General features: G+C 65.6%; 18 protein-coding genes. 11 read left to right on the top strand and 7 right to left on the bottom strand.

Features of this window, described 5'->3' with window-relative positions:
- Positions 1 to 2 precede the first annotated feature (2 nt).
- Positions 3 to 485 carry a winged helix-turn-helix transcriptional regulator gene (locus FBY28_RS00395; protein ID WP_174241507.1) on the bottom strand — a complete coding sequence of 161 codons (483 nt, stop codon included), beginning with the start codon at positions 483 to 485 and terminating at the stop codon, positions 3 to 5.
- 89 nt (positions 486 to 574) lie between these two features.
- Between FBY28_RS00395 and FBY28_RS00390 the strand changes: the two genes are divergently transcribed.
- A complete protein-coding gene (locus FBY28_RS00390; protein ID WP_141863466.1) occupies positions 575 to 1,276 on the top strand; it encodes an SDR family oxidoreductase in 702 nt (233 codons plus the stop codon).
- 27 nt (positions 1,277 to 1,303) lie between these two features.
- Entirely contained in the window at positions 1,304 to 1,729 is a 426-nt protein-coding gene (locus tag FBY28_RS00385) for a tautomerase family protein (RefSeq protein WP_141863465.1), read from the top strand.
- Between the two features lie 44 nt (positions 1,730 to 1,773).
- Here the strand turns inward: FBY28_RS00385 and FBY28_RS00380 are convergent, their stop codons facing one another.
- Both FBY28_RS00380 and FBY28_RS00375 read right to left on the bottom strand, forming a co-directional pair.
- Complete coding sequence (locus FBY28_RS00380; RefSeq protein WP_141863464.1) at positions 1,774 to 3,135, bottom strand: LLM class flavin-dependent oxidoreductase; 1,362 nt, start codon at positions 3,133 to 3,135, stop codon at positions 1,774 to 1,776.
- On the bottom strand, positions 3,132 to 4,046 hold the full coding sequence (locus FBY28_RS00375; RefSeq protein WP_141863463.1) for a MetQ/NlpA family ABC transporter substrate-binding protein: 915 nt from the start codon (positions 4,044 to 4,046) through the stop codon (positions 3,132 to 3,134). The genes FBY28_RS00380 and FBY28_RS00375 overlap by 4 nt, the downstream gene beginning before the upstream one ends.
- 138 nt (positions 4,047 to 4,184) lie before the next feature.
- Here FBY28_RS00375 and FBY28_RS00370 point away from each other — a divergent pair, with 138 nt between their 5' ends.
- The 3 genes from FBY28_RS00370 to FBY28_RS00360 are packed head-to-tail and all read left to right on the top strand — an operon-like array spanning position 4,185 to position 6,482.
- The gene (locus FBY28_RS00370) at positions 4,185 to 5,195 is read left to right on the top strand and encodes a methionine ABC transporter ATP-binding protein (protein ID WP_141863462.1); all 1,011 of its coding nucleotides are present in this window, start codon (positions 4,185 to 4,187) and stop codon (positions 5,193 to 5,195) included.
- Positions 5,192 to 5,902, top strand: coding sequence for a methionine ABC transporter permease (locus tag FBY28_RS00365; protein ID WP_141863461.1), 711 nt, complete (start codon positions 5,192 to 5,194; stop codon positions 5,900 to 5,902). Before FBY28_RS00370 ends, FBY28_RS00365 begins: the two co-directional genes overlap by 4 nt.
- A gap of 28 nt (positions 5,903 to 5,930) precedes the next feature.
- Entirely contained in the window at positions 5,931 to 6,482 is a 552-nt protein-coding gene (locus FBY28_RS00360) for a YaeQ family protein (RefSeq protein WP_141863460.1), read from the top strand.
- Between the two features lie 32 nt (positions 6,483 to 6,514).
- On the opposite strand, the gene FBY28_RS00355 is transcribed toward FBY28_RS00360, so the two are convergent.
- Positions 6,515 to 7,966, bottom strand: coding sequence for an LLM class flavin-dependent oxidoreductase (locus tag FBY28_RS00355; protein WP_141863459.1), 1,452 nt, complete (start codon positions 7,964 to 7,966; stop codon positions 6,515 to 6,517).
- 77 nt (positions 7,967 to 8,043) lie between these two features.
- Here FBY28_RS00355 and FBY28_RS00350 point away from each other — a divergent pair, with 77 nt between their 5' ends.
- Positions 8,044 to 8,652 carry a hypothetical protein gene (locus FBY28_RS00350; protein ID WP_216847397.1) on the top strand — a complete coding sequence of 203 codons (609 nt, stop codon included), beginning with the start codon at positions 8,044 to 8,046 and terminating at the stop codon, positions 8,650 to 8,652.
- 44 nt (positions 8,653 to 8,696) lie between these two features.
- Complete coding sequence (locus tag FBY28_RS00345) at positions 8,697 to 9,833, top strand: epoxide hydrolase family protein (protein WP_286177579.1); 1,137 nt, start codon at positions 8,697 to 8,699, stop codon at positions 9,831 to 9,833.
- On the opposite strand, the gene FBY28_RS00340 is transcribed toward FBY28_RS00345, so the two are convergent.
- Positions 9,814 to 11,223 carry a purine-cytosine permease family protein gene (locus tag FBY28_RS00340; protein ID WP_141863458.1) on the bottom strand — a complete coding sequence of 470 codons (1,410 nt, stop codon included), beginning with the start codon at positions 11,221 to 11,223 and terminating at the stop codon, positions 9,814 to 9,816. The two genes, FBY28_RS00345 and FBY28_RS00340, sit on opposite strands and share 20 nt — an antisense overlap.
- A gap of 311 nt (positions 11,224 to 11,534) precedes the next feature.
- Between FBY28_RS00340 and FBY28_RS00335 the strand changes: the two genes are divergently transcribed.
- Genes FBY28_RS00335 through FBY28_RS00320 form a run of 4 tightly spaced genes read left to right on the top strand, consistent with a single transcriptional unit; the run spans position 11,535 to position 15,669 of the window.
- Entirely contained in the window at positions 11,535 to 12,659 is a 1,125-nt protein-coding gene (locus tag FBY28_RS00335) for an ABC transporter ATP-binding protein (RefSeq protein ID WP_216847395.1), read from the top strand.
- A 53-nt stretch (positions 12,660 to 12,712) separates the two neighbouring features.
- On the top strand, positions 12,713 to 13,897 hold the full coding sequence (locus FBY28_RS00330) for a polyamine ABC transporter substrate-binding protein (RefSeq protein ID WP_141863456.1): 1,185 nt from the start codon (positions 12,713 to 12,715) through the stop codon (positions 13,895 to 13,897).
- Between the two features lie 48 nt (positions 13,898 to 13,945).
- Complete coding sequence (locus FBY28_RS00325; protein WP_141863455.1) at positions 13,946 to 14,821, top strand: ABC transporter permease; 876 nt, start codon at positions 13,946 to 13,948, stop codon at positions 14,819 to 14,821.
- Complete coding sequence (locus FBY28_RS00320; protein WP_141863454.1) at positions 14,818 to 15,669, top strand: ABC transporter permease; 852 nt, start codon at positions 14,818 to 14,820, stop codon at positions 15,667 to 15,669. Before FBY28_RS00325 ends, FBY28_RS00320 begins: the two co-directional genes overlap by 4 nt.
- Before the next feature lie 30 nt (positions 15,670 to 15,699).
- Here FBY28_RS00320 and FBY28_RS00315 read toward each other — a convergent pair whose 3' ends face one another.
- Together FBY28_RS00315 and FBY28_RS00310 are read right to left on the bottom strand one after the other, a co-directional pair.
- Positions 15,700 to 16,512, bottom strand: coding sequence for an acyl-CoA thioesterase domain-containing protein (locus tag FBY28_RS00315; RefSeq protein WP_141863453.1), 813 nt, complete (start codon positions 16,510 to 16,512; stop codon positions 15,700 to 15,702).
- A gap of 42 nt (positions 16,513 to 16,554) precedes the next feature.
- Positions 16,555 to 17,214 carry a nitroreductase family protein gene (locus tag FBY28_RS00310; RefSeq protein WP_141863452.1) on the bottom strand — a complete coding sequence of 220 codons (660 nt, stop codon included), beginning with the start codon at positions 17,212 to 17,214 and terminating at the stop codon, positions 16,555 to 16,557.
- Between the last annotated feature and the right edge of the window lie 70 nt (positions 17,215 to 17,284).

Genomic DNA, 17,284 nt, shown 5'->3' with positions numbered 1-17,284 from the left:
GCCTAACCGCGGCCGCCGTTGTAATGGATCTCGATGTCATCGGCACTGATCGGCGGCTCACCGTCGGCCGGCGTCACGCGCACCGCGAGCGGGCGTCCCGCCTCATCACGGAAGGTGAACGGCGGTCCGTTCTCCTGCAGGTGGGTATCACCCCATTGGACGATCGAGAGCAGTACCGGCAGCAGGTCCTCCCCCGCCTCGGTGAGGCGGTACTCGTCACGGGCGCGCTGCCCGGGCTCTCGATACGGCACCCTTGTGATCACACCGGCGCTCTCAAGCTGCCGCAGCGCCCGGGAGACGGCCGGGGCCGACGCGCCGATCCGTTCAACGAAGTCCTCGAATCGCGTAGTGCCGTAGAAGCATTCACGGATCGCCAGAAACGCCGTCTTGGTGTTGAGCAGGTCGAGAACCTTCACCACCGAGCAGTTGTCACCGATGGTCCAGCGGCTGCGGTCGCGGAGTCGGTCCTCGAAGGTCATCACCATGGACTCCATTTTAACTAACACTTGCATTACTCAGGTAGTGCGTCTACGGTCTGGGTAACGTAATCGTTATTCAGAAAGGGAGGTGCGCCATGGTGGCGATCGACGGCAAGGTGGTTCTGGTGACCGGCGGCCGGCGCGGTCTCGGTTCGGCGCTGGTGGACGAGTTGCTCACGCGCGGGGCCTCGAAGGTGTACTCGACCGCACGCGAGCAGTACGCAGACCCGCGCGCGGGTGTCATCGGTCTCGCGCTCGAGGTGCGCGACGACGCCTCGGTCGCCGCGCTGGAAACGGTGGCCGCCGACGTCGACATCGTGATCAACAACGCGGGAATTCTGCTGCCCGGATCGCTGCTGACCGGTGACTTCGACGATATCGCCACGACTTTCGACATCAACGCCTTCGGTCCGCTGCGCGTTGTCCGGACACTGGCGCCGGCCTTGGCCCGCAACGGGGGCGGCGCGGTGGTCAATGTCCATTCCGTCTTGTCGTGGCTGGCAGGCAGCGGGGCCTACGGCGCCTCCAAGGCCGCGATCTGGTCGCTGACGAACTCGCTGCGCGTCGAACTTCGCGGGCAACAGACCCAGGTGCTGGGCGTCCACGTCGGTTTCATCGATACCGAGATGGTGGCCGATATCGCACTGCCCAAGACATCGCCCGCCGACGTGGCCTGCCGTGTGCTCGACGCCCTGGAAGCGGGCGCGCAGGAGGTGCTCGTCGACGACGTGACCGCCGCCGTCAAGTCGAAGCTCTCGGGTCCGGTGGAAGACCTCGCGTTCGATCTCGCGCACTGACACCCACCCCGAAACAAAGGAATCGTTATGCCGCTCTGGACTATCCACCATTCACCCGGAACCTTCACCGCCGAGGACAAGAGTGCGCTCGCGGGCCGCATCACCGAACTCTACGAATCCATCGGATTACCCAGGTTCTATGTGGTCGTGGTGTTCGACGAAACCCGCCCCGAGGACTTCTACGTCGGCGGCGAACCATCGCCCGCGGGTGTCCGCGTGGTCATCGAACACATTGCCCGCCACAGTGCCGACACCGCGGGCCGGCGGCGGATCACCGCCAAGATCAAGGAGATCCTGCAACCGTTCGTGGACAAACACGACGGTGTGCACTGGGAATTCCACGTGGACGAAACCAGCGAGGAGCTGTGGATGATCAACGGACTGATTCCACCGTCGTCGGGATCGGACGCCGAACGTGAATGGGCACGCACCAACACCACCTCGGTGTACTGATCATCCGCTCAGGGTCATCCACTCAAGGTCTAGACACGCCATCATCACGCCGGCACACGACCACGGCTGCGATTGGTGCTGGCATCTGGCACTCGTTGCAGCCCCAAATGCCCGCGCAGGGTGGCGTGTCGGTACTCGCGGCGGAACAGTCCGCGGTCGCGCAGAATGGGAATCACGTGGTCGACGAACAACTCGAGGCCCGACGGGAACACATCGGGCATCAGATTGAACCCGTCGACCGCACCCGCGACGAACCACTCCTCGATGGTATCGGCGATCTGCTCTGGCGAACCGACCACCAATCGGTGCCAGGTGATCACCCGGTCGAGTAGTTGGCGGACCGTGAGCTGCTCCCGGCGGGCCAGATTCACAACGATGTCGCGGGCGCCCTGCGAGCTGCCGGTTGCCTCAGCCCCGTCGATCAACCACTGTGGCAACGGTTTGTCCCAGTCCAGTTCGCCGGCGTCCACCCCCAGTTGCCAGGCCAGATGGGCCAGCCGGCGCTCGCCCGCGAGCTCGTTGAGTTCGTCGTTGCGCCGGTGGGCTTCAGCCTCGGTGCCGCCGAGCACGAAGGACAGCCCGGGCATGATCCGGACTGCGTCACGCGGCCGGCCGTACGCAGCGGTACGGGAACGCAATTCCTCGGCGTTGCGCAGCGCGTCCGGTAACGAGGCCTGCGCGGCAAACACACCATCGGCGTAGCGTGCCGCGAGGTCCAGCCCGCCCGCCGAGCCGCCGGCCTGGAACAGCACCGGGTGTCCCTGTGGTGACCTGGGCAGCGTCAACGGACCGTCGACGTCGAAGTAATCGCCGCGGTGCCCGATCGTGTTGATCGATCCGGGCCTGCTGAAGGCTCCGGTGCGCTTGTCCCCCAGCACGGCATCGTCATCCCAGGAGTCCCACAGGATGCGCACCACATCGACGAATTCGGCTGCGCGCCGGTACCGTTCATCACGATCCGGCTGCGTGTTGAGCTGTCCGACCCGACCGAAATTGCGCCACGTCCGGGGATCGCTGGTGGTCACGACGTTCCACGCCACCCGACCCCGGCTGAGGTGATCCAGCGTCGCGAACCGACGCGCGACGGTGAACGGTTCTTCGAACGACGTCGATACCGTACCGATCAGCCCCAGGTGCGTGGTCACCGATGCCAGCGTCGACAACAACACGATGGGATCGAGTGCCAGCGGGGGCGCACCGAGCGCCGCATCACCGGAGACCGACAGCGACGGCGTATCGGCAAGGAACAACGCATCCAGCGTGCCACGTTCGGAGATCCGGGCGAGTTCCATCCAGTACGCGGGATCGGTGAACCAGTTCGGGTCCGCCGAGGGATGCCGCCATGCCGCCGGATGCATCCCGTCGGAGAGCACGTTCACCCCGAGGTGCAGTTCGCGTGCGGTCATGCCGGTGCGCCGGGCAACGCCAGCTTCTTCACCTCGGGATCATCGGCGATGAAGGTCTGCACCCGCGGATCTTTGAAAGCCCTGATCAGGTTCTGGATGTTCTCGGTGTCGATGTAGTTGCTGCCCACGGTGAGAACCGAGGCGAACTCGTCCGGAGACTTCGGGGCGAAGATAAGCTTGTCCTCCGAAACACCGGCGGCCAGAAACGATTCCGCATATCCCACGATGGCATCCAGATCGGCCAACGCCCGCGGTTGGGCACCGAAGTCGAGCAGGGTGAACTTCAGATTCTTCGGGTTCGCGATGATGTCCTTCTGGGTCAGGGCCGTGATGTCGGCATCGGGTCGGAGGGTTATCAGCCCGGCCTGTGCCAGATACCAGATGCCCTGCGAGTTGTTCGCCGGGTCGGCCAGCAGTGAAACCGAGGCTCCGTCCGGGATGTCGTCGACGGACTGGTATTTGTCCGACCAGATACCGAAAACCCAGTGGAAGAACGGGCCGGTGCCGGCCTCCTCCTTGAAGGTGGGGTTGGCGTCGAGCACCTGTTGCAACCAGTGCCGGTGCTGGAAGATGGTGCCCGCGTAGCGGCCGTCGTTGATGGCGCTGTTGATCTGTGTGCTGTCGCCCAGTCCGACGGCCGCGACCTTCACCCCGTAATCGGGGGCGATCTGTTCACCGATGTACTCGATGATGCGCTTCTCCGCCGGGTTGGAATCCAGGTACACGACTTCCAACGTGGCGCCGGCCGTCTCATTCGCCGACTTCGCATCGCCGCCTCGGAACGCGAGGAAATACACCGCCACCGCGATGAGCGCGACGACGGCCACCGCAATGTAGGGCCACTTGCGACGGGACTGCAGGGTGAAGCCGTGCGAATCCGCTGCGGCGCTTTCGGACTGGTCGATGCTCATAGTGTGCGTCAGTGTGCGACGCCGCCGAGTCCGGGGCAATGTTTGTGATCACGCTGGCGGCAAAGGATATTCGCCGCACAGGCTCATGATGAGCGCAAAGGTATCCGATCACGCGGACAGCTGGCACGGTGGACACCCATGATCGAACTCACCGATGTGACCAAGGTGTACCGCCACGGAGAGCAACGCACGGTGGTTCTGGATCGGATCAACTTCCGTGTCGGCGCCGGAGAGATTCTCGCCGTGGTGGGTCCTAGCGGCGCCGGGAAAAGCACGCTCGCGCAATGCATCAACCTGCTCACACCGCCCAGCTCGGGGTCCGTGGTCGTCAACGGTGAGGATCTGGCCACCCTGTCGGCGGGCAAGCTGCGGGTGGCGCGACGCCGGATCGGCACGATCTTCCAATCGTCCGGACTGTTGGAGCGCCGGACCGCGGCCGAGAACGTCTCACTACCATTGGACTACCTGGGCGTCACCCCGGCCGAATCCAAACAGCGGGTTGCTGAGCTGCTCGACCGGGTCGGTCTTTCCCAACGTGCCCAGCACTACCCGTTCCAGCTCTCGGGCGGGCAACGTCAGCGTGTCGGCATCGCCCGTGCGCTGGCGCTGCGTCCGACGGTGCTGCTGTCGGATGAGGCCACCGCAGGTCTGGACCCGGCAACCACGCGATCGGTGGTGGAACTGCTTCGCGAGTTGCGCGACGACCTCGACCTGTCGATCGTCTTCATCACCCACGAAATGGATACGGTGCTCAAGGTCGCGGACTCGGCAGCTCGGCTCGAGCAGGGTCGGATCACCGAAACCGGCTCCCTCGTGGACCTTTTGACCGATCCGAAGTCTCGGCTCGGCGCCGATCTGCGCCCGAGCGGGGTGGCCCGCTCCCCCGACGCCGACCAGCATGTCTGGCGCGTCGTCTACGACCGGCCCGATGTGCCCGCGGACTGGATCAACCGGGCCACCGCCGATCTGGGCGTCCCGCTGGCCGTGCTCGGCGCATCCGTCCAGGTGGTGGGCGGGGTGACCATCGGCACCGCGACCCTGGGCATCCCCGCCGAGGTGAGCGACAAGGTCGTCGACGTGTTGGGCCGGCACGGCCTGTCGGCCACCACCGACAGTGATGTCGAACGGACCCTGGAGGGCGTGGCATGAACGAATCACTGCTGGCCAGTCCGAAGGTCCCCCTCAACGAGCTTCCCGCACTGCTGTTTCCGGCGTTGCTGGACACCCTGATCATGGTCGGCATCGTGATGTCGATCGTGGTCGCCGTCGGTATCCCGTTGGGCGCACTCATCCATAACCTGGCACCGGGCGGGCTGTTCGAGAATGCATCCCTGCACACGACGCTGAGCTGGGTCATCAGCATCGGGCGGTCGCTGCCGTTCCTGATCCTGATGGCGGCGATCATGCCGGTCACCCGATTCATCACCGGCACCAACATCGGCATCGCCGCCGCGGTGGTTCCGATGTCGTTGGCCGGTATCGCCTTCTTCACCCGCATCGTGGAGAACTCGCTGCGCTCGGTTCCGCCGGCGGTGGTACAGGTGGCGCGAGCCTCGGGCGGCTCACGGCTGCAGGTCATCCGCTCCGCACAACTCGGTGAGGCGGTGCCGTCCATCATCGGCGGGTTGACCATCAACATCATCGCGATGATCGAGTACTCGGCGATCGCCGGGACGATCGGTGCCGGCGGGATCGGCTACGTTGCCGTCACCTACGGCTACCAGCGTTTCGATCAGGGAGTCATGCTGGCCACCATCGTCATCCTGGTGATCACCGTTGCCGTGGTGCAACTCACCGGCGACGCGCTGGTGCGACACACCACCCCGCACCAGCGCGCCCGGGCCTCGGTGCACTGATCGGCCACGCCGTGGTGGACACTACGGTGTGGCCCTTTCCGCAACGGTGTTCAAGGTCGAACTCGGCGTCTCCGACGTCGATCACGGTTACTACGCCGATCACACGCTGACCGTGGCACGCCACCCCAGTGAGAACGATGAGCGGATGGTGGTGCGCCTGCTGGCGTTCGGGCTACGCGCACACCGACTCGCCGATATCGACGGCGAACTGACCTTCGGGCCGGGCCTGTCCACCCCCGGCGTACCGGACCTACGGCTGGCGGACTACACGGGCCGGATCCTGGAGTGGATCAATGTCGGTCAGCCCGACGAACGAGTCCTCGGTAAGGCGGCCGGCCAGGCCGACAAGGTGCTGCTGTTCCCGTTCGCCGCCGGCGTGGCCACCTGGTGGCGCACCGTGGGGGCCAAGGTGGCGGGCCTGTCGAACCTGTCGGTGGTGCAGATTCCGCACGCATCGGTGCAGCAACTGGCCCAAACCGTCGAGCGGCGGGTCGCCGCGCAGGTGATGGTGATGGAAGGTGAGGTCACGATGACCGTGGGCGCTGTCGACGCCACCTTCACCCCCGTGCCGTTGCAGTGACGCCCGCAGCCCATGGGACAGGCGCGTGCCGACTACCGGCCCCTGGTCGGCTGCGCGGCGACCGATGCCGATGACGACGGCACCGTCGACGGCCGGTCGATGACCGTAGACTGCGCTCCGCCAACCCGGTAGCCGGCCCCCCGGTGCTCGTCGGGAAGCCGATCACCGCGGCCGAGCAGCTTGTGTCGCAGCGTCCCTGGCGTATATGCCTTCTGGTAGGCGCCTCTGGCGGTCAATACCGGCACCACGTGGTCGATGAAATCGGCGAACGAACCCGGGGTGACGGCGTAGGCGAGATTGAACCCGTCGACATCGGTCTCCTGCACCCATTCCTGCAACGCATCGGCCACCCGCTCGCCGGATCCCACGAAACGAGGACCGATCCCGCCGATCTTCCCCCACTCGGCGATATCGCGGACCGCCCATTCCCGGCCATCCGGATCGGCAGACTGGAACGCGGCCACCGCGGACAGGATGGCGTTGGAGTCGACGTTGCCGACGGGTTCGTCGAGGCCGTAGCGCGCGAGGTCCACGCCCATCCAGCCCGACATGAAGGTCAGCGCACCCTCTGCATCGGCATAGGACAGGTACTCGGCGTGCTTGGCGTGCGCCTCCTCGTCGGTGGCCGCGGTGATGACGGTCGAGAGGTTGAAGATCTTCACCCCGTAGGGATCACGGCCCGCGAGTTCCAGCTCGCGGCGGATGGTGGTCACGTTCTCACGCAGGATCGCCTTGGTGGGCGCCGCGGTGAAGATCGCCTCGGCATTCTCGGCGGCGAAGCGCACACCACGCGGTGACGCACCGGCCTGAAAGATGACCGGGGTGCGCTGCGGCGACGGTTCGCAGAGATGGATACCCGGAACGCTGAAATGTGTTCCGTCATGGCCGATGTGGTGGACCTTGGCGGGATCGGTGAACACACCGTTGACCGTGTCGCGGACGACGGCGTCGTCCTCCCAGGAACCTTCCCAGAGCTTGTAGAGCACCTCCAGGTACTCGTCGGCATGGTCGTAGCGGGCGTCGTGTGCGGGCTGGTCGGTCTGGCCCATGTTGCGCGCCGCTGCCGGCAGGTAACCGGTGACGATGTTCCAGCCGACCCGCCCCTCGGTGAGGTGATCCAGGGTGCTGATACGCCGCGCAAACGGGTACGGGTGCTCGAATCCGGTGCCCGTTGTCACCCCGAAGCCCAGATTCTCGGTGACCAGCGCCATGGCCGATACCAGGAGCAACGGATCGTTGACCGGTACCTGGGCGGCCTGGCGGACGGCAGCCTCGTCGCTCGCGCCGTAGACGTCATAGGTGCCCAGCACATCGGCGAGGAACAGGCCGTCGAAGCGGCCACGCTCCAGCAGTGTAGCCAGCTCGGTCCAGTACCGGAGGTCCTTGTATCGCCATGACTGGTCCTCGGGGTGCTTCCACAGTCCCGGGGACTGGTGGGCGACGCAGTTCATATCGAAGGCGTTGAAGCGGATCACACGTGTCACCTGGTCAGCCTGTCGGCGGTGGCGCGCTCTGTCAGCGGTTGTATTCAGTGCGATTCTCAAGGCCGTACCCTGAGCCGGTGGCACCTGTGAACAACCATGCGGCGTGGTCGGCGGTGGTCGCCTGCGGTGCGATGCTGGCAGCCGCCGGATGCGGCTCCCCCACCGTGATCGACACCGGCGAACCCTGGACGCCTGCCCAAACAGCCTCACCGACACCGGAATTGCCTAAGCCGCGCACAAACAACCAGCTTGCCGATGCCGCCGCGTTCTATGTTGCCGGGCCGGAACAGAAGGCCTATCACTTCACCACCCCGAGCGGACGATGGCAATGCGCGATCATGCCGCACGCATCGGCAGGTTGCCAGCCGACCGGCGGATCGGCGCTGTCGATCACCGGTGCGCCCGACGAGGTCGCCGGACCCGACGGCGAGATGACTGCACCCAACACCGTGCTGATCGACCGACACGGTGATGTCCAGTTCGTGAGCGCCGATGCGGCCTCCTACACCGTGGTCCCCGGCCCGGCGGCGACGCTGCCATTCGGACGGGTACTGATGGTCGCGGGATTCCGCTGCAACGTGCAGGAGAGCACCGGTATCTCCTGTGGCAGCGAGACCAGTGCACGAGGATTCACCTTCTCCGCAGACGGCTACCTGCCGGTGTACACCGATGTCGCCACTGAGTGATGTCGCCCACTGAGTCCTGATCGCGCCGTGTCACGATGACCGGCATGACCGATGTGCACCCGTTCCGGATCGATGTCAGCGACGAGGCCCTGCAGGATTTGCGTCGGCGTCTGACCGATACACGGTGGCCCGACGCCGAATGCGTGGACGACTGGAGCCAGGGCATCCCGTTGGCCTACACCCGCGACCTCGCCGCCTACTGGGCCGACGGCTACGACTGGCGAGAGCGCGAACGGTTGCTGAACCGCTTCACGCAGTTCCGCACCGTCATCGACGGCCTGGACATCCACTTCATCCATCAGCGCTCACCGCATGCCGACGCGCTGCCGTTGATCATCACCCACGGGTGGCCCGGATCGGTCGTCGAATTCGCCAAGATCATCGAACCGCTGACCGATCCCACCGCCCACGGCGGCCGCGCCGAGGATGCCTTCCATGTCGTGTGCCCGTCGTTGCCGGGGTACGGATTTTCAGGTAAGCCCACCAGTACCGGCTGGGGCGTCGAGCGCATCGCGCTGGCCTGGGACGCCCTGATGCAGCGGCTCGGCTACCCGACCTACGTCGCACAGGGCGGCGACTGGGGCGCGGCGGTCACCACCCAGATCGGACGAAACGGGCTGGGCTGCAGCGCGATCCACACCAACATGGCCATCGGCAAGCCGACCGAGGCCAGCTTGGGCAACCCGTCCGAGGACGATCAACGGGCCTTCGCCGCCATGAAGCACTACCGGAAGTGGGAATCCGGGTACTCCAAGCAACAGTCGACCCGCCCACAAACCATCGGCTACGGCCTCGTCGACTCACCGGTGGCGCTGCTCGCCTGGATCGTGGAGAAGTTCTGGTCCTGGAGCGATTGCGACGGCCATCCCGAGAACGTCTTCAGTCGTGACGAACTGCTCGACAACGTGATGCTGTACTGGATCGGCGGCGCCGGCGCCTCCGCAGCCCGGCTGTACTGGGAGAGCTTCGCCGCGTTCGGCGCTCGCGAACCTGTCAGGGTGCCCACCGGAGTCGCCGAGTTCCCCAAGGAGATCCTGCGCTCACCGCGGGCGTGGTGCGAAGCGCACTACAACATCACCCGCTGGACCGTCATGCCGCGCGGCGGCCATTTCGCCGCGTTCGAACAACCCGAACTGCTCGTCGAGGACGTCCGCGCCTTCTTCAGGACCGTGCGCGGCTGACGTACCGGTAGCCGCCGTACAGCACCGCCGCGACCGCGAAGTTGACGAAGTAGGCGATATCGGCACCGTGCCAGGCGGTGGCCACCGGGCCGGCGATCAACGTGGTGTTCATGAAGGGAACGGCGGCGGCGTAGGACACCACGAACACCACCATCGCGGCAACCGCGTCACCTCGCGAGGTCCGAGCGGCGGCCACGTCGACGAGAGGGCCCGCCGACCGTGTGCGCAGGATCCAGTCGATGCCGATGACCGCCACGAAAGCCGGGATCCAGTAGCCGATCAGCAGCAATACATCGGTGAACCGAGTGGCCGTATCGGCCGCCTGCAGCCACAGGATCAGGAAGAACGCGCACACGGTCACCAATACCGCCGAGATCGGGCGACGCACCCGGACCCCCAGGGTCTGCAGCGCGAGTGATCCGGAGTAGTCGTTCATCACCCCGGATCCCACCGAAGCCAGTGCGATGACGAGCAGGGCCACCGCGCCCAACGCACCCCCACCCATGACATCGCGCACGCCCTCGGCGGTGTGCTCGCCGAGGACACCGGCCGCGGCGATGCCGATGCCCTGGACGAAGACATAGGCGAGCACCATCCCCGCGAAGGTGTAACCGAACACCCGCGTCCGCGACGATTCGACCGGTAGGTACCGGCTGAAATCGGCCGCATAGCTGGCCCAGGAAATGGTCAGGCTGAGCGCGATGGTCACCTCCATGACGAACGCGCCCGCGAGATCGGCACCCGACAGCGTCGTCGGGGTGACGATCTGGTGTCCCTGTACCAGGTTGATCGCGAAGACCACGAAGGTCGCGAACAGCACGACGGTCAGCACCGCCTGCAGCCGGTGGATCAGCTCGTAGCCGATGAATCCGACCGCACCCTGCACGGCCAGCACGATCAGCACGGCGATCCAGAACGGGATGTCCAGCAGCAGCGCCAGTGCCTGGCCACCGAACAATCCGACGAGTGCGTCCCAGGCGATCGAGGACAGCCACTGCAGCGCGGCGGGCACCGCCACACCGGACCCGAAGGCCAGCCGGGCGCTCGGTAGCTGGGCGGTGCCGGTGCGCGGCCCCCAGGTCGACAGGTAGGCCACCACCAGACCGCCGAGCACGGTGCCGATGACCATCGCCAGCAGACCCAACCAGAAACCGAGGCCGAGCATGATCGCCAAGGTCCCGGTGAAGACGCCGGTCATATTCACCTGCGGGGCGAACCACACCGTGAAGAGGCGGGCCGGTGAACCGTACCGCTTGTCCGGCCCCACCGGGGCGATGCCGTGTGTCTCCACCGACAGATCCCCGACGCCACTGGGTGACCGACCGGTGAACGAGGGCGAGTTCAGCGATTGATTCGTGGTCGGAGTGGCCCCCGCGGTGTTCCCGGTCATGGCAGTATTCGACCACGCCGCGTCCGCCACCAGGCCGCGGCCCGATTCCGACACCGATGGCCGTCAACCCATCAGCGCAGCGGAATCTGATCTCCTGCGCCACAGAACCTATGGATTCCATTGTCGGAATGTAAATTCGTTGCGGAATCGCTTGCGAAGGTCAGTGTGATGGGCGATTGTTGACCTACCGACCGCAATGCTGAGGAGGCCCAGTCCTGTCCGGTACAGACACCACCGCCGCGGACCCTGACACTGGCGAGGGCGGAGCCACGCTGCGCAAGGCCGATCCCGTCATCGAGATCGACCATGTGGTGAAGCGTTTCGACGACTACGTCGCCGTCGCCGACGCGGACTTCACCATCGCCTCCGGCGAGTTCTTCTCGATGCTGGGCCCGTCGGGCTGCGGCAAGACCACGACGCTTCGCATGATCGCCGGCTTCGAGACGCCCACCGAAGGCGCGATCCGACTCGAGGGCGTCGACGTCTCGACGGTTCCGCCGCACAAGCGCAATGTCAACACCGTCTTCCAGCACTATGCGCTGTTCCCGCACATGACCGTGTGGGACAACATCGCCTATGGGCCGCGAAGCATGAAGCTGGACAAGACCAAGGGCAACAAGAAGGGCAAAGGTGAGATCGCCCGCCGCGTCGACGAGATCATCGAGATCGTCCGGCTCACCGATTTCGCCAAACGCAAACCCGCCCAGCTTTCCGGCGGGCAGCAACAGCGCGTCGCTCTGGCTCGTGCGCTGGTCAACTACCCGAGCGCCCTGCTGCTCGACGAACCCCTCGGGGCGTTGGACCTCAAGCTGCGCCACGCCATGCAGTTCGAGCTCAAACGCATCCAGCGGGAAATCGGGATCACCTTCATCTACGTCACCCATGACCAAGAGGAAGCGCTGACGATGAGTGACCGCATCGCGGTCATGAACGCGGGAAACGTCGAACAGATCGGGACGCCCGCCGATATCTACGATCGTCCGGCCACGGTGTTCGTGGCCGGATTCATCGGGCAGGCCAACCTGTGGGCAGGGCGTCAGACCGGTCGGGTCAACCGAGACCACGTCGAGATCGAGGTGCTCGGCACCCGACTGAAGTCGCGGCCCGGAGAGACCGCCATCGAACCCGGCGGCCACGCCACGCTGATGATCCGCCCCGAACGCGTACGGGTGTCCACCGACGAGCCCACCGGTGACCTCGCCGTCGTCCGCGGCACCGTCCGCGATCTGACGTTCCAGGGTCCGGTGGTGCGATTGGCCGTCGCGGCACCCGACGACTCGACCATCGTCGCGCACGTCGGTCCCGAGCAGGACCTGCCGATGTTGCGCCCCGGTGACGCGGTGTACGTCAGCTGGTCCCCGGAGGCATCCCTGGTTCTGCCTGCCGCCGACATTCCCACCACCGAGGATCTCGAAGAAATGCTCGACGAATCCTGAACCCGCGCGTTCACCGCCCTTCCCCTGACCTTCCCCCTGACGAAAGGCCCAGCATGTCCAACGAGATCGATCCCCGACTGCTGTCCCGACTGGCGGCCAACCGCACCAGCCGGCGGCGGTTCATCGGTGGCAGTGCTGCCACCGCGGCGGCGGCGATCCTCGGCTCGTCGTTCCTGGCTGCGTGCGGGTCCGATAGCGGCAGCTCATCCTCGGGTTCGTCGGATACCGGTGCGACATCCAGCGATACGCTGCGGATCTCCAACTGGCCCTTGTACATGGCCGACGGGTTCATCGCGGCGTTCCAGACCGCCTCTTCCCTGACGGTGGACTACAAAGAGGATTTCAACGACAACGAGCAGTGGTTCGCCAAGGTCAAGGAGCCGCTGTCGCGCAAACAGGACATCGGTGCCGACCTGGTGGTACCGACCGAGTTCATGGCCGCCCGGGTCAAGGGACTGAACTGGCTCAACGAGATCAGCGATGCCGGCGTTCCCAATCGCAAGAACCTGCGTCAAGATCTGCTGGACTCCAAGGTGGATCCGGGCCGAAAGTTCACCGCCCCCTACATGACCGGCATGGTGGGCCTGGCCTACAACCGGGCCGCCACCGGGCGCGACATCCGTTCGATCGACGACCTGTGGGACCCCGCTTTCAAGGGTCGGGTCAGCCTGTTCTCCGATGTGCAGGACGGCCTCGGGATGATCATGCTCTCCCAAGGCAACTCGCCGGAGAATCCCAGCACCGAATCGATCACCAAGGCCGTCGACCTGGTCCGGGAGCAGAAGGACCGCGGGCAGATCCGCCGCTTCACCGGCAACGACTACGCCGATGATCTCGCGGCCGGCAATATCGCCGTGGCACAGGCGTATTCCGGTGACGTCGTGCAGTTGCAGGCCGACAACCCTGACCTTCAGTTCATCGTCCCGGAGTCCGGCGGCGACTGGTTCATCGACACCATGGTCATCCCGTACACCACCCAGAACCAGAAGGGTGCCGAGGCCTGGATCGACTACGTCTACGACCGGGCCAACTATGCGAAGCTCGTCGCCTTCACCCAGTTCGTGCCTGCTCTGTCGGACATGACCGACGAACTGGCGAAGGTTGATGCGGCGGCGGCGAAGAACCCCTTGATCAACCCGTCGCCCGAGGTGCAGGCCAACCTGAAGTCGTGGGCCGCGTTGACCGACGAGCAGACCCAGGAGTTCAACACCCTCTACGCCGCGGTCACCGGTGGCTGATCAATCCATGACACTCAACCGATGACACGGCGGACGCGAGGAGCATAGATGGCAGGAGTCGCCGCCAGCAGCAGGCAGCGCAGCAAGATCGCCCCGTACCTGATGATCTTGCCGGCGTTGGCCTATCTCGCCATCTTCTTCGTGGTGCCGTTCGTGACCCTGGCCCGCACCTCGTTGTCCTCGTCCGGCGGGTCGGTGTACCTGCCCACGCTGACCTTCGACTGGAATTTCGGCAACTTCGTCGACGCGTTCACGCTCTACAAGGACCCGATCCTGCGGTCCTTCGGATACGCGGCGGCAGCCACCGTGCTGTGCCTGTTGTTGGCCTTCCCCTTGGCCTATGTCATCGCGTTCAAGGCGGGCCGGTTCAAGAACCTGATCCTCGGTCTGGTCATCCTGCCGTTCTTCGTGACGTTCCTGATCCGCACCATCGCCTGGAAGACGATCCTGGCCGACGAGGGCTGGGTGGTCAGCGCGCTCGGGTCGATCGGTCTATTGCCGGATGAGGGTCGATTGCTCTCGACCAGCTGGGCAGTGATCGGTGGTCTGACCTACAACTGGATCATCTTCATGATCCTGCCGCTCTATGTCAGCCTGGAGAAGATCGATCCGCGCTTGCTCGAGGCGTCCCGGGACCTGTATTCCGGTGGCACACGCAGCTTCCGGAAGGTGATCCTGCCGCTGTCCCTGCCGGGTGTGCTGGCCGGCAGCATGCTGGTGTTCATTCCCGCGGTGGGTGACTTCATCAACGCCGACTATCTCGGCAGTACCCAGACCACGATGATCGGCAACGTTATCCAGAAGCAGTTCCTGGTCGTCAAGGACTATCCGGCGGCCGCGGCGCTGAGTCTGGGTCTGATGGGCCTGATCCTGGTCGGGGTGATTCTCTACACGAGGGCGCTGGGAACGGAGGATCTGGTATGACCGCCGCGCAGCGATCATCGACACCCAAGGCCGGCCACCCGCATCGACCGAAAGCTGTTCGGCCGCGCCCGAAGTGGGGCGACTACTCCCTGCGGATCGTCGCGGGGCTGGTGCTGGTGTACCTCTTCCTGCCGATCGCGGTCATCGTGGCCTTCTCGTTCAACAAGCCGGCAGGCAAGTTCAACTACACCTGGCAGGGCTTCACCCTGGACAACTGGCTCGACCCGTTCAAGTACCCCGCACTCACCGACGCACTCAAGCTCAGCCTGGAGATCGCCCTCATCTCCACCCTGATCGCCCTGGTCCTCGGCTCGCTCTTGGCGATCGCGTTGGTGCGGCAGCGCTTTCGCGGCTATCGAGCGGTGGACACCTTCGTGATCCTGCCGCTTACCGCCCCCGAGGTGGTGATGGGCGCCTCACTGCTGACGCTGTTCCTCGACCTCGGGTGGGCGGCCGGCTACACGACGATCCTGATCGCCCATGTCGCCTTCGAGGTGAGCTTCATCGCGATGACCGTTCGCGCGCGGGTGCGCGGCTTCGACTGGACACTCGAAGACGCGTCGTTGGACCTCGGTGCCGGCCCGTTGCGGACCTTCTTCAAGGTCACCCTGCCACTGATCGTGCCCGGCATCGTCGCCGCGGGCATGCTCTCGTTCGCCCTGTCCCTCGACGACTTCATCGTCACCTACTTCGTCAGTGGGTCGACAGTCACCTACCCGCTCTACGTCAACGCCGCAGTGAAGGCCGCCGTGCCACCGCAGATCAACGTGCTGGCCACCGCGATTCTGGTGATCAGCTTGATCCTGTTGGCCGTCGGCACGCTGTACCGACGCAAGGTCAAGGTGTAGACACCACCGAGCGCGATCGGCGCCCGACGATCAGCGGGTGCGCTCCGGGAACCGATCATTGCGGAAGTCGATCTGGGCCGCGGCGTTGCTGATCGCGGTGACCATGCCGGAGCCGAACGGCCCGTGACTGTCGAAAAGCGTCGAGGTGCCGACCGCGATTCCGTCGGCGGCCCAATGCGAATCTGCCTGGACCCCGATCCACTCGTCGCGCGGTAACCGTGCCAGCGCCACGGTGAGATCACCGTTGATGTAGCCGACACCAGCGGTGCCGAGGTTGGTGACCAGGCTCGTCCCTTCCGAGACCATCGCGGCCCGCACGAACGGCGAATTGCGCACGCCCTCGACGACGTCGATCGGCCTGTTCAGCATCCGTTTACGCGAGGTGTTCTGGTGGTCGGCGATAGCACCGGTCCATCCCAGCGCATCGCTGCCCACCCCGATGCCACGTTCCTCGTCGCGCACGACGGGCATCTCGAAATCGGCCGTGCCCACCCACTCCTCGCCGTGCGGCGGTGCGGACAGCCGGTACTGGACCAGCGTCGCGCGTACCACCGTGACGCCGTCCTGGATCAGCTCGCACTCGGAATTGCGCACGCGCCTGCCGTCGCGCACCATGGCCAGCTTGGCGACGGTGGGTACCCCACGGGCCGCCTTGAACAGATCCACCGTCAGGCGGGCGGGCAGGAAATCAGGGTCACCGAACCGGGTTTCCAGGCACCCGGCCGCCAGTCCCACCAGAGCGGGCCCGTTGAGGTGGTCGTCACCCCAGTGGCTCTGCGCATACCTGGTGGGCACGAAGGCCTCTTGGTCACGCCTGCTGAAATGAAACGGTCGTTCGGTCACTTTCGCATCGTCGCACGAGGGCTGCGACGATCACCGGGCGGCTCAGGGCGTCGTCCGCGTGGCCAGGACGTGGTCGGCCGGTTCGTCCCAGCGGTCCAGGTTGACCGCGTGCGCGAGTGGACGTCGCCGCAACCTGCCGTGACGGCCTTTCGGCCAACCCACCACGACGTGCCCACCCAACATCCAGTCGTCGGGTACGCCGACGGCATCACGCAGGATCTTCTCGCCGCCGTAGGACGCCCAGCTTGTCAGACAGGCACCCAGTCCCTGGGCCCGCGCGGCGAGCAGGAAGTTCTGGATGGCCGGAAAGATCGATCCGCCGAGCAGGACCTCGGATGCGGTCGGAAAACGCTTCTGCGCGAACAAGACCGAGGTGAATTCCGCAGCACGGTCGTGCAACTCGTAGGTCGCCCTGTTGTTGCGGGCGATCAGGTCCGTCTCTTGGTCGGTGGGACGGGTCATCCCGTAGACCGGCTCGGTCATCTTCAGAACGTGGCGCGCGGCATCGGCCACCACCGCCCGCTGCTCGGGCGAGCGCAACACGATGAACCGCCAGGCCTGGGCGTTGGCTGTCGACGGAGCCCAGCTGGCGGCCTCCAAGCACCGGGTCAGGGTGGTGTCGTCGACCGGTTCGTCGGTGAACCTGCGGATCGTCCGCGCCGTCGACAGCACCTCCCAGATATCACTGCTCGCTGTGGCCATCTGCGCACCCTAGCCTGCGCTCGCTGACCGGAGGCCGGAGTACGGCGGTCGGGCGCAGACACGGCGGATG

This window comes from Arthrobacter sp. SLBN-53 (genome assembly GCF_006715585.1).
GTDB lineage: Bacteria > Actinomycetota > Actinomycetes > Mycobacteriales > Mycobacteriaceae > Mycobacterium > Mycobacterium neoaurum_A.
Note: the sequence above shows the minus strand (reverse complement) of the source record. Positions and strands in the feature narration are given on the sequence as shown.

Coding starts and splice junctions, on each gene's coding strand:
- FBY28_RS00320 (WP_141863454.1), top strand. CDS start 14,818: ATGACCGCCGCGCAGCGATCATCGACACCCAAGGCCGGCCACCCGCAT.
- FBY28_RS00380 (WP_141863464.1), bottom strand. CDS start 3,135: ATGACCGCACGCGAACTGCACCTCGGGGTGAACGTGCTCTCCGACGGG.
- FBY28_RS00330 (WP_141863456.1), top strand. CDS start 12,713: ATGTCCAACGAGATCGATCCCCGACTGCTGTCCCGACTGGCGGCCAAC.
- FBY28_RS00370 (WP_141863462.1), top strand. CDS start 4,185: ATGATCGAACTCACCGATGTGACCAAGGTGTACCGCCACGGAGAGCAA.
- FBY28_RS00340 (WP_141863458.1), bottom strand. CDS start 11,223: ATGACCGGGAACACCGCGGGGGCCACTCCGACCACGAATCAATCGCTG.
- FBY28_RS00395 (WP_174241507.1), bottom strand. CDS start 485: ATGGTGATGACCTTCGAGGACCGACTCCGCGACCGCAGCCGCTGGACC.
- FBY28_RS00375 (WP_141863463.1), bottom strand. CDS start 4,046: ATGAGCATCGACCAGTCCGAAAGCGCCGCAGCGGATTCGCACGGCTTC.
- FBY28_RS00390 (WP_141863466.1), top strand. CDS start 575: ATGGTGGCGATCGACGGCAAGGTGGTTCTGGTGACCGGCGGCCGGCGC.
- FBY28_RS00345 (WP_286177579.1), top strand. CDS start 8,697: ATGACCGATGTGCACCCGTTCCGGATCGATGTCAGCGACGAGGCCCTG.
- FBY28_RS00385 (WP_141863465.1), top strand. CDS start 1,304: ATGCCGCTCTGGACTATCCACCATTCACCCGGAACCTTCACCGCCGAG.
- FBY28_RS00310 (WP_141863452.1), bottom strand. CDS start 17,214: ATGGCCACAGCGAGCAGTGATATCTGGGAGGTGCTGTCGACGGCGCGG.
- FBY28_RS00325 (WP_141863455.1), top strand. CDS start 13,946: ATGGCAGGAGTCGCCGCCAGCAGCAGGCAGCGCAGCAAGATCGCCCCG.
- FBY28_RS00365 (WP_141863461.1), top strand. CDS start 5,192: ATGAACGAATCACTGCTGGCCAGTCCGAAGGTCCCCCTCAACGAGCTT.